Source organism: Hymenobacter polaris (assembly GCF_012927305.1).
GTDB lineage: Bacteria > Bacteroidota > Bacteroidia > Cytophagales > Hymenobacteraceae > Hymenobacter > Hymenobacter polaris.
In genome coordinates this window covers 512,894-527,767 of record NZ_JABBGH010000003.1, presented here as the reverse complement: position 1 = coordinate 527,767, position 14,874 = coordinate 512,894, and the positions used below count along the sequence as shown (strand labels likewise).

General features: G+C 64.8%; 9 protein-coding genes. All 9 read right to left on the bottom strand.

Annotated features, from left to right (window positions below):
- Window positions 1-3: 3 nt before the first annotated feature.
- The 9 genes from HHL22_RS18640 to HHL22_RS18600 all read right to left on the bottom strand — a co-directional run bounded on the left by HHL22_RS18640 (window position 4) and on the right by HHL22_RS18600 (window position 14,870).
- Window positions 4-456 (bottom strand): hotdog fold thioesterase, encoded by a 453-nt coding sequence (locus HHL22_RS18640; RefSeq protein ID WP_169532908.1) that lies wholly within the window; start codon window positions 454-456, stop codon window positions 4-6.
- 7 nt (window positions 457-463) lie between these two features.
- Window positions 464-1,537 (bottom strand): 1,2-phenylacetyl-CoA epoxidase subunit PaaE, encoded by a 1,074-nt coding sequence (paaE, locus tag HHL22_RS18635; RefSeq protein ID WP_169532907.1) that lies wholly within the window; start codon window positions 1,535-1,537, stop codon window positions 464-466.
- Window positions 1,538-1,660: 123 nt separating this feature from the next.
- Window positions 1,661-3,001, bottom strand: coding sequence for a phenylacetate--CoA ligase family protein (locus HHL22_RS18630; RefSeq protein WP_169532906.1), 1,341 nt, complete (start codon window positions 2,999-3,001; stop codon window positions 1,661-1,663).
- 220 nt (window positions 3,002-3,221) lie between these two features.
- Window positions 3,222-5,420, bottom strand: coding sequence for an FUSC family membrane protein (locus tag HHL22_RS18625; RefSeq protein WP_169532905.1), 2,199 nt, complete (start codon window positions 5,418-5,420; stop codon window positions 3,222-3,224).
- A gap of 44 nt (window positions 5,421-5,464) precedes the next feature.
- Window positions 5,465-6,193 carry an MlaE family ABC transporter permease gene (locus tag HHL22_RS18620; protein ID WP_169533521.1) on the bottom strand — a complete coding sequence of 243 codons (729 nt, stop codon included), beginning with the start codon at window positions 6,191-6,193 and terminating at the stop codon, window positions 5,465-5,467.
- 198 nt (window positions 6,194-6,391) lie between these two features.
- On the bottom strand, window positions 6,392-7,288 hold the full coding sequence (locus HHL22_RS18615) for a bestrophin family protein (RefSeq protein ID WP_241738177.1): 897 nt from the start codon (window positions 7,286-7,288) through the stop codon (window positions 6,392-6,394).
- Window positions 7,289-8,193: 905 nt separating this feature from the next.
- On the bottom strand, window positions 8,194-10,272 hold the full coding sequence (locus HHL22_RS18610; protein WP_169532903.1) for an alpha-glucuronidase: 2,079 nt from the start codon (window positions 10,270-10,272) through the stop codon (window positions 8,194-8,196).
- Window positions 10,273-10,446: 174 nt separating this feature from the next.
- Window positions 10,447-12,132: a glycoside hydrolase family 43 protein gene (locus HHL22_RS18605; protein ID WP_169532902.1), complete on the bottom strand. Its 1,686-nt coding sequence runs from the start codon at window positions 12,130-12,132 to the stop codon at window positions 10,447-10,449.
- Between the two features lie 53 nt (window positions 12,133-12,185).
- Window positions 12,186-14,870, bottom strand: a complete 2,685-nt coding sequence (locus tag HHL22_RS18600; RefSeq protein ID WP_169532901.1) for a glycoside hydrolase family 3 protein — start codon at window positions 14,868-14,870, stop codon at window positions 12,186-12,188.
- Window positions 14,871-14,874: the final 4 nt, after the last annotated feature.

Sequence of the window (14,874 nt, the reverse complement as noted above, 5' to 3'; positions counted from 1 at the left end):
GGGCTAGGGGGTAAGGTTTTCGCCGGCGCCGGCAGAAATAAACTGGCTCGTGCGGTAGGCCGTGCCCTTGAACAGGGCTAGCAGCACGCCCGCCTGGTTGCTGACGCGCACCTGGTACACGCCGGCTTTGTGCTTGAGGCTCAGCTCCTGGGCTTCCACTGTCAACATATCCCCTAGGCGGCCGGCCTCCAGGTAGTCGATGGTTACGCTTAAACCCACGCTCACGCGGCCGTGGCTGTTGCAAGCCAGCGCAAACGCCGAGTCGGCCGCGCCGAAGGTGACGCCGCCGTGCAGGCTACCGAAGCCGTTGAGCATGTCGGGCCGCACCACCAGGCGCAGGCGGCAGTAGCCGGCGCGCACCTCCTCCACCTCCAGGCCCAGCAGCTGGCTGAAGGTGTCGTGGCGCAGCATCAGGTCGCACACGGCTTCGGGCGAGGCAATTGGTTGCTCACTCATCAAGGTATTACTGGTCAAAATCGACGGTGACGGCGGGCGAGGTGGGGCGGGCCTGGCAGGTGAGCACGTAGCCGGCGGCTACCTCCTTTTCATCCAGCGAAAAGTTGACGTCCATCGTGGCGGTGCCGCTCGTGACGCGGGCGCGGCAGGTGCTGCACATACCGTTCTTGCACGAGTAGGGCGCGTCGATGCCGGCGGCCAGGGCCGCGTCGAGCACCGTGTCGCCGTAGTACGACATATCCAGGCGGTAGGCGCGGGCGTCGAGGCGCAGCGTCACCTGGCTTTGCTGGTCGTCGTGGCCTAGGGGGCGACTGGGAGCGGCTTTGGTGGCCGCGCCGGCCGCGCTGGCAAACAGCTCGAAGTGCACTTTTTCGGGCGCCACGCCGGCTTCGGCCAGGGCCTGGCGCACGCCGCGTATCATGTCCTCGGGGCCGCACAGGAAGCACTCGTCGAGGCGAGCGGTGGGCAGCACTTTCTGCAAGAACTCGGCGGCCTTGGCCTGGTCAATGCGGCCAAACAGCAGGTCGCTGTCGCCCTGCTCGCGGCTGAGAACGTGGTACACGCTCAGGCGGCCCATGTGCTTGTTCTTCAGGGCTTCCAGCTGCTCCTTGAAGATGATGGAGTTGCGCCCCCGGTTGCCGTACAGCAGGTACACGTGGCTGCCCGGCTCGGTTTGCAGCACCGTTTTGGCAATGCTGAGCAAGGGCGTGATGCCCGAGCCGGCCCCGAACAGGGCGTAGCGCCGGGCCTGCGCCGGGTGCAGACTGGCCACGAAGCGGCCCTGCGGCGGCAGCACGTCCAGCTCATCGCCGGGTTGCAGCTCGTTCACGGCCAGGGTCGAAAACCGGCCGCTCGGCACCTTCTTGATGGCCACGCGCCACTCGTCGTCCAGGGGGCTGCTACACAGCGAGTAGCTGCGGCGTAGCTCCTCGCCCTGGTGCTGGCGGCGCAGCGTCAGGTACTGGCCCGGCTGGTAGCGGAAGGCCTCGCGCAGCTCGGCCGGCACCTCCAGGGCCAGCGACACGCAGTCGGGCGTTTCGCGGGTGATGCTCTTGATTTTTAATTTATGGAAGCGGGGCATTTTATAATTCTTGTTAGGCGTCTGTCCTTGCGAGCCTGCGAAGCAATCGCACCAGAACAAGTCGTGGGGGTATCGTCCGGGTTGCGATTGCTTCGCAGGCTCGCAAGGACAGACCCGCCACATTCATCTTCCACGCAAGTCTTGCACGCGGCTCAGCTTGCCGCCTTCGCTGCGGGGCAGCTGGCCGGGGCCGAGTAAACTCACGGTCATGCTGAGGCCAATGTTGTCCTTGATTTTTCTGGCAAAAGTGCCTTGCAGCGCTTGCAGGTAGTCGTGAGCGGCCACGGCGGCGGGCGTGAGGGCGCCTAGGCCCAATTCGCGCAGCAAGGGCTCAGCTACCTCCACGCGCACTTCCACCTCGTCGAGGCTGCCGCGGCGGGTGGCCACCACCTGGTAGCTGGGGCTGAGGTGCGCCAGGCTGCTGATAATGTCCTCGACCTGGGTAGGGAAGAAATTGACACCCCGGATGATGAGCATGTCGTCGGCCCGGCCGCGGATGGGGCCCATCTTGACGTGGGTGCGGCTGCCGTGGGGGTCGTGGTGCAGGTCGGTGATGTCGCCCGTCCAGTAGCGCAGTACGGGCATAGCTTTCTTGGTCAAAGTCGTGAGTACCAGCACGCCCAGCTCGCCTTCGGGCAGGGGTTCGCCGGTGTCCTTGTCCACTATCTCGGGCAAGAAGTGGTCTTCCCAGACGTAGCTGCCGGTACCGCGCTCCTCCACGGCTTCCTGCGATACGCCGGGCCCAATTATCTCGCTCAGGCCGTAGATATTGGTGGCCGCTACCCCCAGGCCCGCCTGCACCTGCGCCCGCACGGCCTCGCTCCACGGCTCGGCCCCTAGGGCCGCGTAGCGCAGGCTAAGCGCCTCCAAGCCAATGCCGCGCCGCGCAATTTCCTCGGCCAGCACCTGGGCATAGGAGGGCGTAGCGCACAGGATTTCGGGCTGAAAATCCTGCAGCAGCTGTAGCTGCCGGTCGGTGCTGCCGCCCGACACGGGGATGACCGTGAGGCCCAGCCGCTCGGCGCCGTAGTGGATGCCCAGGCCGCCCGTAAACAGGCCGTAGCCGTAGGCATTCTGCAATTTCATACCCGGCCGGCAGCCAGCGGCGGCCAGCGAGCGGGCCACCACCTCGGCAAAGATGCCCAAGTCGCCGGCGGTGTAGCCTACCACCGTGGCCTTGCCGGTGGTACCGCTTGAGCAGTGCAGGCGCGCCACCTCGGCCTGCGGCACGGCAAACAAGCCGAAGGGGTAGTTATCCCGAAAATCCGTCTTCTTGGTAAAGCCCAGCTTGGCTAGGTCGTCCAGCCCCCGAAACGTGGCCGGATTGATACCCAACTCGGCCAGCTGGCGCTGGTAGAACGGCACCCGCGCCGCTAGGTAAGCGACTTGCTCCTGCAGGCGCTCGTTTTGCAGCGCCCGTAGCCTAGGGCGCGGCAGCTGCTCTATTTCGGGGTTGAAAAGCATGGGGTGGGCAGTCTAGTTGCTTTTAACAACGCAAAGCTAACTAACGTTTGTTAGCTTGAGTAAAACTGAATTTTGCCAAAGAGGTGGTCATGCTGAGCCTGCCGAAGCATCTCTACCGCGCAAGTAATCCTAACGTTTAGAAGTAGTGACGCGGTAGAGATGCTTCGGCAGGCTCAGCATGACGTTCTCCTTGACATCAACTACTTATCGCTGGTGTATCCTATGCTACCAGCGCCTCCGTCACTTTGCCCAAGTCGCTGCTCACTTTTTGCAAAAAGGCGAGCTGCTCGGTCAGCGAGCGGTCGGGGCTGACGGTGGCGGTGAGGGCGTCGGCGCGCAGCTCGGCGGTGGTGAGGGCGGCGGGGTAGCGGTCGGCTTCGGCGGGGGCGGCCAGGCGGGCTAGGCTTTTGCCCAGTGCCGCCTGGGCGCTGGTGAGGGCGCGGCGGCCTTCGGGCGGCACCACGGGCGCGGGGCCTTCTTCCTCTTCAAGCGAGGTGGTAAGCGAGGAGATATTGCTCGATAGAATGTGGTTGAGCACCACGAAGCGGTGCACCTCAGTGGGCTGGCGGCGGGTGCGGCGCGGCTCGGATAGCATGCGCTGGAAGGCGGCCGCCAGGTTAGCCGAGGCCACGTACACGTCTTTGCGCAGCAGGCGGTAGGTGGTCAGGGGCACCTCGCGGCCGGCCAGGCGGTCGGCCAATTGGCGCAGGTAGGCTTGGTTGGCGCGCAGGGTGGCAGCCAGCAGGTCGGGCAGCTGCTCGCCCTCCCAGCGCGGAAACAGCAGGTAGCCGGTGGCTAGCGCAATGGCGCAGCCCAGCAGCGTATCGGTCACGCGCTCCTCTATCACGCCCAGGTACCCTAGGCCCAGGAAGCTGAACATGATGAGCAGGTAGGCGGTGAGGAAAATGACCGTAACCAGGTACTTAGTGCGCTGAAACGAGTAGGCTATCACCATGAATACCAGCAGCAACACGAAGCGGGCGTCGCCATTGGGCACCAGCCACAGCAGGGCCGCACCCAGCAGCCCGCCCACCAGCGTGCCCATGATGCGCTCGGTATTGCGCTGGCGCGTGAGGCTGAAGCCCGGCTTGAGCATGATGGTCACCGTCATCAGAATCCAGTAGTTGTGCTGGCCGTGCCAGAGCAGGGCGGCCAGCCAGTAGGCCCCGGTGCAGGCCACGGCCATGCGCACGGCGTGCCGAAACACCGACGACTCTAGGGTCAGGTTCTGGCCAAAGGCGCGCCACTCTAGCTCCTGCGCGGCCACAAACTGCCGGTGCACGGCGGCCCGGTCGGGGCCGGCGGCGGAGTTGGCGTTAGCCGCCTGTTCCTCGTCGAAGTAGCGCCGGATGCTGGCAATGCGGCGGCTCAGGTCGCGCAAGTTCACCAGGATTTTTTTCAGCACCAGGCTGCCGATACCGCTAGCGGCCTCGGGCGGGGGCAGGGCCGCGATGCGGGCCTGCAGGCGGGTTAGCTCGGGGGTGCGGTCGGGGGGCGGGGTGCCATAGGGGCGGTTGGCCACGATGGCTGCGCCTAAGTAGTCGAGGTCGGTAGCCAGGCGGCTCAACAGCGCCCGAATGTCGCCCAGGATGCCCGTGGGCCCGAAGGCCACGCGCAGGGCCGCGTAGTCGTAGTAGCCGGCCGTAATGTGCTCGTACAAGTCCACCGACTCGGTGAAGGTGAGCACCAGGCGGCGGCTGGTGCTGGTGCTTTCGCTCACAATCTGGCGGGTGCGGAAGATGACGTCGCGCACGGCCTCCTGCTTCTCATTCACCGTCACCTGCTGGGCCACCAGGCGGCGGTAGTCATCGTCGAGGTCGGTGCGGTCGTCGTAGAAGATGGCTTTCAGGCGCAGGAAGTCGGCCAGGGCGCGCAGGCTTTCACCCAGGGCCTGCTGGGCCGCGCGGTAGGGCTGCACCCGCACCTGCACCAGCGCCAGCAGCAGGTACCAGCCGCCGCCCAGGGCCAGCAGCCCGGCGTGCGCCAGGCTGGCCTGCCAGCCCTCGGGCGGGTGAGCCAGCGTGAGCACCATGCCCAGTAGCGTGGCCGAGCCCACCGAGCCGGCCCGCGCGCCCCAGACCAGCAGCATGGTCAGCCCAAACGATAAAGCGGTGATTTCCAGGCCCAGCCACTCGCGGTGCGGCGCCAGCAGGGCCGTGAGCCAGGCCACCCCAAATACCAGCCCTAGGGCTGCCAGCTGCCCGTTGCGGCGGTGCCGGAAGGGGCCGGGCGTGTCGGTCACGCTCAGGCACACGGCGCCGGTGCTGATGGTGATGCCCGCCGCGAACTGCCCCCACTGCGCCCCCAGCAGCGCCGGCAGCAAAATGGCCAGCGTGGTGCGCAGCCCGTCGGAAAACTGCTGGCTGAAGAAGAAGTACGACAGGTCGCGGCGCGACGGCAGATAGGCGGAAAGCGGCATGGCGAGCGGCTGCGTTTACGCCGCCCGCCCGGCCCAGGTTGAGCCTACAGCAGCGTTTGGGCCAGGGCGTAGTCGGCCAGCAAGATGGCTACGATGGAATTGGTAACGGCGGCCGTGCTGGCCTTGCCCACCTCCAGGGCACCGCCGTAGAGGGTGTAGCCTTTGTAGGAGGAGATGGCCGACACCAGAAAGGCGAATACAACGGACTTAATAACCGCAAACACCACTGTGTAAGGCTTAAACAAATAGCGGATGCCCTCGATGTAGTCCTGGCCCGAGAGCGTGCCCGACACCTGCGAGGCCACGTAGCCCCCTAGGATGCTCAGGTTCATGGCCAGGATAACGAGCAGCGGAAACACCAGCAAAGACGCCAGCACCCGCGGCAGCACCAGGTACGAAGCCGAGTTGATGCCCATGGCGTCGATGGCCGAAATCTGCTCGGTGATGCGCATGGTGCCTAGGCCCCCCGCAATGGCCGAGCCCACCTTGCCCGCCAGCACCACCGAGATGATGGTGGGTGCTAGCTCCAGAATGGTCATCTCGCGCACCATGAAGCCCACCGTGCTCATCGGAATGAGCGGGTTGACCATGTTGTAGGCAATCTGCACGCAGGTAACGGCCCCGATGAAGGTGGACACCAGCCCCACGATAAAGATGGAATCGACCCCGATATCAACCGCCTCTTCCATCGTGCGCTTCCAAATGACGGGCCACCGCTCGGGGCGGGTCACCATGGTTTGCATCAGCAGCACAAAGCGGCCAAACGCTGAAATTGGCCGCGGGCCTCGGTACTTTACTCCACCTAGCATAATCCTCATACAAAGGTACGAGCCCCCGTGCCGCCAACTGGTTGCACAAATCGGGCATCGTCTATAAGCCGTAGCGCACGCTTTGGTTTGTGGCAGACGCACGAGATAGCTGGTTACTTTAATTGCCTTTGCCTGGCACCCCAGGGCCTAGGCCGGCGGCCCCTAATACAGCACGTCCGCCACGGGCGGCACGGGCTTGGGCAGCTTGGTTTCGCCCAGCATCTGGCGCAGGTCAATCTCGATGCTGCGGCAAATGGCGGTCATCGACACGTCATTTTCCTGGTTCTCAAACGGATTTTCGCTGTTGTGGCCCACCTTTTCAATGGTGTGAAACACCCAGCTTACCAGCGTGGCGAAGGGCACCATCAGCCAGACGTGGTAGGGCCCTAGGGCCACCCGGTGGTCAAATTCCTCGACGAGGCCCAAGGGTAGCAGCAGGGCAAAAATCATGACGAAGACGTAGCTGAAAAACGCGTATTGGCGCGGAAATGGCGTGTTCTTGATGCGCTCGCAGGCGCCCTGGTGGTTGTTAAGGTCGCGCAGCGTTTCGGCCATCGACACCTCCCGAAACTCCGTCAGCATCCCGTCGAAGCTAAGCTGGCGCAAGTCGTGGCCCTGGCGCACCACCAGCTGGGCGGGCGGGTTATTAGTCTGGCCCAGGGCGTGGTCGGCGGGGTCGAGCAGAAAGGGCACCACCTCAGTTTGCCACAGCTCGGCCGTTTGGCGGCGCAGGTGCAGGCGCAGGGCATTCACCCAGGCCAGGTGGCGGTACACCAGCCGGCGGTGGGCGGTGGTTTCGGCGCTGTCGTAACCGTAGTTGTCGTCGGGCGTGCGCACGAAGTCAAGCACGCGGCCGGTCCAGGTGCGCGAAGAATTCACTACCGCGCCCCAAAGCTGCCGGGCCTCCCAGTAGCGCGAGTACGAGGCGTTGCTTTTGAAGCCGATGTAAAAGGCCACGGCCGTGCCCAGCGTAGCCACCGGCTGCCACGGAATGTCGAGCCAATGAATGTTAAGCGGCCCGTACATGAACCCAATCAGGGCGTCGTAAACGGCAAACATGAGCAGCGGCCGCCACCCATATTTTTGCCAAATGAAAGCTGGCCGTAGGTTTCGCCCGATGTGCATAGACTAGTTTTTATCGTAAATACCTTGCCGCGCGGCCCGGCCACCCCGCCGCTGCTCCCGCAGCTGTGGCTTTAACGGTAAACGCCGTACTTTAGCCGTGCGCATTTCTTGGCGCCGATGTGGGCAGCCGCCCAGCGGCGGGCGCAGCTTTATGCTGGTGATAACCCTAGGCGGCGGGGCGGCCCTACCCGACCCAAAACTTGTCTAGGCAAACGAAATGCCTTTGGCCTGAGGCAGCAGGAAAATACCCGGCCGGCTCGCCCGCCCCCATTGCGCCGACACCAGGTACGGAATGCGGCCTACCGCGCCGTAGTCGCGGAACAGGCAGGCAGCGCCCGTCGGGCGTGTCGATGAGGCCGCCTTGAGCCACGCCCAGGTCTTGCCGTGCCACCCGGCCTTCGCAAGGGCCCGCGAGGTGGTCGGCCCGGTGCACGATGACCGAGCGCCGGCCACCCTAGGGCCAGGCAATGTTGAAGCGGCAGTACTTGTCGTTGGTTCTAAAGCCACCGCTCAGCACCGCCAGCAACAACGCAATTCCCTTCGTGGCAAGGACTGCGCTCGGCGCTTTAGGGTTATAAATTCGGCCGCTTACTCCTGGGGCGCTGGCGCCAACTAGCAAACCCAAGTTGCGAAGTATAGTTAGGTCGTCAACTCCCCTCCTTAGTTAAGGAGGGGATGTTGGCGCAAAGCGCCAACGGGGGTGGTTGCGGGCGTTGAACGAGTTGGCAGGCGGGTCGTTCAACGCCCGTAACCACCCCCGCTTCGGCTTCGCCAAAGCATCCCCTCCTTGGCCAAGGAGGGGAGTTGACGACCTAACTATACTTCGCAACTTGGGTTTGCTAGTTGGCCGGGCCAGCATCCTTGTGCTGCACGTCATTGGTGATGAGCGCTTCAAGCGTGTGCATGGGCGGCTCGACGGTGGCCGGAATGGGCCGGTGGCTGAACTGCTGGAAGTACAGCAGGCAGGCGTCTTTCCAAACCACGGCGTTGCCGCTTTGGGTACGCAGCTTGTCTTGCACCGCCGCAAATCGCTCGGCATCCACGTAAGGCTGGGCTTGGTCCCATACCTGCTGAAACTGCCGCACCTGGTGTACGCCCAGGTCGTAGTGGGCGCACAGCTCGTCCCAGAGCGAGCGGCCGCTTTTCATCTTAAAATCCCAAGGCAGGTGGTGGAACCAGAGCAGATACTCGTCGGGGCAGGTGGCGGGGTTGTTGAACTGCGCGGCCAGCGGCTCGTGGTACTGGCTCACGGCGTTGCTGCCGGTGGTGGTGCGGTCGAAGCCCACGCCGCTAGCATCGGCCTGGTGGTAGTAGGGCGGCGTCCAGTCGGGGCGCATACCGGGCGGCGCCCACCAGGGGCCGGGGCCGTAGTGCGCGTGCGTGGCCGACATGATGTGGTGCAGCCCTAGGGGCATGGAGTAGTTCACGGCAGCCTCGCGGCTGGTCAGCAGCAGCTGCGTCACGGGGGCCAGAAAGTTGGTGTTCCAGTCGGCGGCGGTGGCCGGGCGCGGGCCGGCCGCCGAGTTGGCGAAGGTTTGCTTTAGCCACTCGTCGGCAATTTGGGCGCTGGGCAGTTGGTTGTTCCAGGCCAGGCGGCCGAAGGCGTACCAGTTGGCCTGGGCAAAGTCCTGGCCGGTCCAGTTGGGGTCGAGGCCCACGTTGGAAACGCCGGCCATGGCCGTGTGCTTTTGCGGGTACACGCTGCCGTCGGTGCAGCGGGCCACCGTGCTGCCGGGGCCGGCCTGGTAGGTGTCGCTGCGCAGGCACTCTTCCCACATGGTCGAGAGAAACACCAGGTCGATGGCTTGCCCTAGGTACTCCTGGGTAATCTGAAACTCGGGCATGACGGACGTCTTTTTCAGCGCCCCGAAGAGCGGGCTGAACGGCTCGCGGGGCTGAAAGTCAATCGGCCCGTTCTTTACCTGCACGATGACGTTGTCGCGGAATTTACCGTCCAGCGGCTTGAACTCGTTGTAGGCCTGCTTGGCGCGGTCCTTGTCGCTGGGGCTGTACACGAAAGCCCGCCACATCACCAGGCCGCCGTAGGGCCGCAGGGCGTCGGCCAGCATATTGGCGCCGTCGGCGTGGGTGCGGCCGTAGTCCTGCGGGCCGGGCTGGCCCTCGCTGCTGGCCTTCACCAGCAAGCCGCCAAAGTCCGGAATCTGCCGGTACACTTCCTGCACCTTGCCGCGCCACCACTTTATCACGGCCGGGTCGAGCGGGTCGGCGGTTTTGAGGCCGCCCAGCAGCACCGGCGACGAAAACTTTACCGCCAGATACACCCGCACGCCGTAGGGCCGCAGCACGTCGGCAATGGCCCGGGCCCGGCCCAGGTACTCAGCCGAGAGTATCAGCGGCGAGGCATTCACGTTGTTGAGTACGCTGCCGTTGAGGCCCACCGAGGCGTTGGCGCGGGCATACGCTTGCCACAAGGCTTTGTCCCTAGGGGTCACCACGAACGAACTGTCCTTGCGCCAAAAAATGGAGTGCCCCGCGTAGCCGCGCTCCACCGAGCCGTCGGGGTTGTCCCAGTGGTTGAGCAGCCGGCGCTCATACGAAGGATTAACGACTTCAGTGGTAACCGGCTGGCCGGTTTGCTGGCGGCGTAGCAGCTCAAACGCGCCGTAGAGCAGGCCCGCCGCGGTGGCGGCCTGCACGCTGGTCGGGCCCAGGCGAAACCCGTCGGGCTTAAGGGCCTTGTCCGGGCGCAGCGTCAGCGTGACGGTGGCCCCGGCCGGGCCCTGCCAGCCACGCGCCAGTTCTTGCCGGGCCGTAGCGAGCAGCGCCGAGTTTTTGGCCGTAGCCACCACCTTGACTGGCGCGGCCGGGTGCGGGCGCAGCCACAGCTGGTGGCCATCTTCGGCGCGGAGCCCTAGGGAGGCACCGAGCAGGCAAAAGCTAAAAAGGAGTTTTTTCATGAGGTAGGATGCTGAGGGTAGCTTTTGGGTGGGCCGCCAGGGCTGCCTGATTGACTGGATGCTGTCTGGGGCATAAGGATAGGCAGGACCCTAGGGCCGGCAGCAAGGCTTTTTGCAGACCAAGGCGCCCGCGGCGCGGGCCTGGCCCCTGCGCAGGCCCGCGCCGCGGGCGCCCTAGGGTCGCTTGTACATGGGGTCGTGGCCCTCATACTTCAGCCACTTGAAGGCGGCCGTATTGGTGGTGGGCTGGCCCGCCGAGGTGCCGTAGAGGCCAAACAGGCAGCCGATAAAGCCGCCGGCCACCTGCGTACTCAGGAATTTGCCGTCCACCCCATCCCTGAGTGTCGTCCAGGCCTTGCCGTTTTCCGAAAAGCTGAAGCGGTAAGCGGCACCCTCCGCGTTCACGCGCAGCCGCAGGGGGCCGGCCGCTTTCAGCGGCGCCTGGGCCAGCGGTTCTAGCTGTTTGGGGTCGTCGGTGCTCTTGAGCAGCTGCACCACCGGCTGGCCGCCCGCCACCGTTTGGCAGAGGTAGTAGAAGTGCTTTTCGTCCTGAAAAGCCACCAGGCCGGCCGATTCAGTGGCGCCCTTGGCGGCAAAGGTCAGCTCGGTTTCGGCGCTGCAATGCATATGCTGCTGGCGCTTGCCAATGAACGCCGGGTTGCCGGTTTCGGCGCAGGTTTGGGGCTTTAGCCTGAGCACGAGCCCCTTGGCCTTGCTCAAGGAGAAGCTGCTGCTATCCACCGTGCGCAGAAACAACAGCGCCGGGTCGAGTTGCTTATCAAAGGTGATGGTGTAGGCGAAATTGCCGCTTTGGGGCCGGGCGCCGGACTGCTTTACTTCCGCGTAGCTAGCCTGGTAAGAATACTGCACGCCCTGGGGGCCGGGGTTCATCACAGGCCACTCGTCTTTCCACTCCACGGGCACGATAAACGTCTCGCGGCCAGTATTATAGTAGTTATCCTCATACGGCCGCACGGCCAGAAACAGGGCGTAGGTCTTGCCGTCGGGTCCTTCCACAAACTGCGCGTGCCCGGCCGAGGTGATGGGGTGCTGGCGGCCCGGGGGCAGCTCGCGCTGCGAGAGAATGGGGTTGTGCTCGTAGGGCACAAATGGCCCTAGGGCTTCCCGGCTGCGAAATATTACCTCCGTGTGGTTGACCGATGTGCCCCCTTCGGCCGCGTAGAGGTAGTACCAGCCATTGCGCTTTAGCAGGTGCGGCCCTTCAATCCAGACCGGCTTTTTGCTTAGGTCCACGCCCCCATTCACCACCATTTTGGCCTCGCCCACGGTTTGCAACGTCTGCGGGTTCAGCTCCATCATCTTGATGGAGCGGTGGCCCGAGTATAGCGGCTTGTTGTCGGGCGGGTCGCTGTTGTAGATAACGTAGGCCTTGGCGCCCTCAAAAAACAGCGAGGGGTCGATGCCGCGCACTTCGGGCAGAAACACGGGGTCGCTCCAGGGCCCGGTGGGGTTTTTAGCCGTCACCACGAAGTTACCCTTACGGTCAATCAGCGTGCAGGTGACGTAGTACGTGCCGTTGTGGTAGGCAATAGCGGGCGCAAACAAGCCTCGCGTCATGCGGTCGCCCAGGAAGTTCAGCTGCGCCGGTCGGCTGATGACGCTGCCCACCTGCCGCCAGTTCTTGAGGTCGCGGCTGTGCATTACCGGAATGCCCGGAAAATAGGCAAACGTGGAGTTGACCAGGTAGTAATCGGGCCCCACTTTCACAATGCTCGGGTCGGGGTAAAAGCCGGTGAGGATGGGGTTAACCAGCTCCAGCGTTTGTGCAGAAGCCGCCAAGCGGCAAAGCGCCAGGGCAGCTAGCAGGCTGATAAGTATTCGGTTGCGCAGTAGTCGCATCTGCGGGGGCTAGGGCTAGCGGGTAAGGGAAAGAAGCTGAGCTTGTGACGACCTCACGGCAGCGCTACCAGCGCGCCAGTAAGAGTCAGGTCGGCCTTCAGCACCCGGCCCGCCGCCACGGCCGCCGCCAGCGGCTGCCCGCCGCCCGCAAACACCTGCACCCGGCCGGCCGCCTCCACGCGCCGGGCCTGGGCATCGAGGCGCGAGAGCTGGCGTGGCGAGAGCGTGAACGACACCGTTTGCCGGGCGCCCGGCGCCAGGCTGATGCGGCGGAAGCCTTCGAGCGCGTGCCGGGGGGCGCGGCCCAGGGCGCCGGGGTGGCGTACGTAAAGCTGCACCACTTCATCGCCAGCCCGGTTGCCGGTGTTCTGCACCTGCACGCTCACCCGAACGGGCTGGCCGGTCGCCGCCTTCGATAGCACTCGCAAGTCGCTGTACTTGAACGTAGTATAGCTCAGGCCGTGGCCGAAGGGGAATAGCGGCTCGCCGGTGAAGTAGCGGTAGGTGCGGCCGGCCATGCTGTAGTTGTCGAAGGCCGGCAGCTGGGTTTCCGACTTGTAGAACGTGACCGGCAGGCGGCCGGCGGGGTTGTAGTCGCCAAAGAGCACGTCGGCTAGGGCGGTGCCGGCCGCCTGCCCGCCATACCAGGCGTTGACGATGGCTGGCAGGTGCTCGGCCTCCCAGGGGATGCCTAGGGCGCTGCCCGTCATCAAGGCCAGCACTACGGGCTTGCCGGTACCGTGCAGCACCTTCAGCAGCTCGGTTTGCACGGCGGGCAGCGCGATGCTGGTGCGGTCGCCACCGCTGAAGCCGGGCACGTCCACCTTCATTTCCTCGCCTTCGAGCCGGGGCGAGATGCCGCCTACAAACACCAGGGCGTCAGCGTCCTTCACCTGGGCCAGGATGTTGGCCGCGTTCATGGGTACCACCTTGGCACCCGTGAATTTGAGGATGGTGCGCCGGTCGTTTTGCAGGTACTCCAGACGCAGGTCGAGCGGCTGGCCGGCCGTCACGGGTAGCACCGCCTGGTCGGTCGAGACGCCCCGGCCGGTCCAGTGGTCGAGCACCGGCTTGTCGTTCACGAACAGGCGGTAGCCATCGTCGCCGGTGATTTGCAGAGCCAGCTCCTCGGTGGTGGCGGGCGTGAAGGTGGCGCGGTAGCGGGCCGAGAAGTTTTCGGCTAGCAGGCCGGGCACCACTTCTATTTTCACGTTGGCCAGGTAGCGGTCCAGGCCGGCTTCCTGGCGGGTGGCCACGGGCGCGCCCGCCAGGGAAGTGCCCCGAAAGTATTCGGCGTGCCAGCCTGGCTGGCCCTGCCAGGCCAGGCGCGGGTTGATGTCCAGCGGCTCGTACACGGTGTTGCTGGCGTAGTCAACCCCCTGGATGTAGGCTACTTCCGTGCCCGGCCCCGCCTTGGCCCGGATGCCGGCCAGCGGCGTCACCAGCGTGGTCGGGAAGCCGTTGTAGTTGCCGAGCTGCACGCTCTCGTTGTTGGCGTTGGGGCCAAGCACCACAATCTTTTTCAGGTCTTTGCGCAGCGGCAGCGTGTTGCGCTCGTTTTTCAGCAGCACGATGGATTCGCGGGCCATCTTCAGGGCGTGGGCCTGATGCGGCGCGCTTTCCACCACGCTCAGCGGAATTTGGGCGTACTTCACGCGCTCCACCGGGTCGAACATGCCCAGCTGGAAGCGAATTTTGTAGAGCCGCTTCACCGACGTGTTGAGCTGCTGCTCGCTGATGAGCTTTTTCTGCACCGCGTCCAGCAAGGAGTTGTAGGTGAACAGCTTGCCGGTAGCGCACTCAATATCGGTGCCGTGCAGCACGGCATCGGCGGCGGCGGTGGCGGCGTCGGGGTCGGTTTTGTGGTGCTGCCAGAAGTCGTTGAGCCCGTCGCAGTCGGAGGTGACGTAGCCCTTGAAGTTCCACTTCTTATACAAGATGTTGGTCATCAGGATGTCGGAGCCGCAGCAGGGCTGGCCGGCGTAGGCGTTATAGGCGCACATCACGCCGGCCACCTTGGCATCCACGATGAGGTCGCGGAAGGCCGGCAGGTAGGTGTCCCACAGGTCGTAATCGCTGATTTGGGCGTTGAATTCGTGGCGCGACGACTCGGGCCCGCTGTGCACGGCAAAGTGCTTGGCGCAGGCCGTAACTTTCAAGTACTTGGGGTCGTCGCCCTGGAAGCCGTGCACCAGCGCCGAGCCTAGCCGCCCGGTCAGGTAGGGGTCTTCGCCGTAGGTTTCCTGGCCCCGCCCCCACCGAGGGTCGCGGAAGATGTTGATGTTGGGCGTCCAGAACGTAAGGCCCTGGTAAATACCGCGCTCGCCGCGCCGCACGAACTCCTGGTGCACAGCCCTAGCCTCGTCGGAGGTGATGGTGGCCATGCGCAGCATGGCGGGCTCATCAAAGGTGGCGGCCATGCCAATGGCCTGCGGAAACACGGTGGTTTTCAAGCTAGTGCGGGCCACGCCATGCAGCGCCTCGTTCCACCAGTTATAGGCCGGAATGCCCAGCCGGTCGATGGCCGGCGAGGCGTTCAGCATTTGCGACACCTTCTCGGGCAACGTCAGCCGGCCCACCAGGTCGTCTACCCGCTGGTCGGTGGGCAGGTCGGGGTTCTGAAACGGATACTCCGCTACCGGGCGGGCCGGCGCGGGCCGGGGGTGCCGGGCGGGCGGACGCTGGGCGCTGGTGGCAGCCAGCAGCAGCAGGGCAAGGAGCGGGCGGGTGAGCTTCATGGGA

What these genes read in the sequence shown, in the direction of transcription:
- HHL22_RS18605 (WP_169532902.1), bottom strand. Translation starts at nt 12,132, where the DNA reads ATGCGACTACTGCGCAACCGAATACTTATCAGCCTGCTAGCTGCCCTG.
- HHL22_RS18640 (WP_169532908.1), bottom strand. Translation starts at nt 456, where the DNA reads ATGAGTGAGCAACCAATTGCCTCGCCCGAAGCCGTGTGCGACCTGATG.
- HHL22_RS18610 (WP_169532903.1), bottom strand. Translation starts at nt 10,272, where the DNA reads ATGAAAAAACTCCTTTTTAGCTTTTGCCTGCTCGGTGCCTCCCTAGGG.
- HHL22_RS18615 (WP_241738177.1), bottom strand. Translation starts at nt 7,288, where the DNA reads ATGTTTGCCGTTTACGACGCCCTGATTGGGTTCATGTACGGGCCGCTT.
- paaE (WP_169532907.1), bottom strand. Translation starts at nt 1,537, where the DNA reads ATGCCCCGCTTCCATAAATTAAAAATCAAGAGCATCACCCGCGAAACG.
- HHL22_RS18625 (WP_169532905.1), bottom strand. Translation starts at nt 5,420, where the DNA reads ATGCCGCTTTCCGCCTATCTGCCGTCGCGCCGCGACCTGTCGTACTTC.
- HHL22_RS18630 (WP_169532906.1), bottom strand. Translation starts at nt 3,001, where the DNA reads ATGCTTTTCAACCCCGAAATAGAGCAGCTGCCGCGCCCTAGGCTACGG.
- HHL22_RS18600 (WP_169532901.1), bottom strand. Translation starts at nt 14,870, where the DNA reads ATGAAGCTCACCCGCCCGCTCCTTGCCCTGCTGCTGCTGGCTGCCACC.